The organism is Psychrobacter pasteurii, assembly GCF_900162815.1.
Lineage (GTDB): Bacteria > Pseudomonadota > Gammaproteobacteria > Pseudomonadales > Moraxellaceae > Psychrobacter > Psychrobacter pasteurii.
On the sequence record NZ_FUGD01000197.1, the window covers coordinates 1 to 506 of the forward strand.

Genomic DNA, 506 nt, shown 5'->3' on the forward strand with positions numbered 1-506 from the left:
ATCTCAAACTGACAACCTGCATGCTTGCATTTATATTCCAGTTGTCGTTTAAGTTCAAACCAACCTGCATCGTATGTTGATTTAGCCAGTTTGGTCATCGAATTGGTAAATGAGCGTGATTTAACATCACCAACCACAATCAAGGCATTACTCTGCATTAGCTTTGTGGTAAATTTATGAATTAAGTCTAATCTTGTGTTTTTGATTTTGGCGTGGATTGCTTTAACACGTTTTTTATTCTTAGCACGCTGGGCGGTTGCTAATTTATTCGCCCACTTTTGCGTTTGCTTAATAGTTAGCTTGTCACCATTTGAGGTGGTAGCAGACTCTTTTAAACCTAAGTCAATACCAACGCTGCCCATACCACTTGCTTGTTTGGGGGAGTCTTTAACAGTAATACACGCATACCAACGATTACGACTGTCTTGTACTATCTCTAAGGTGTTAATTTGATATAGGCTTAGGTTGTAGCTATCGAATACATCGATGATAAGCTTTTGACCTTT

General features: G+C 38.5%; 1 protein-coding gene. It reads right to left on the reverse strand.

The window, feature by feature from the left end:
* A partial coding sequence (locus tag A1232T_RS13375) for an RNA-guided endonuclease InsQ/TnpB family protein (RefSeq protein WP_143514018.1) occupies positions 1 to 506 on the reverse strand: 506 nt, incomplete at both ends.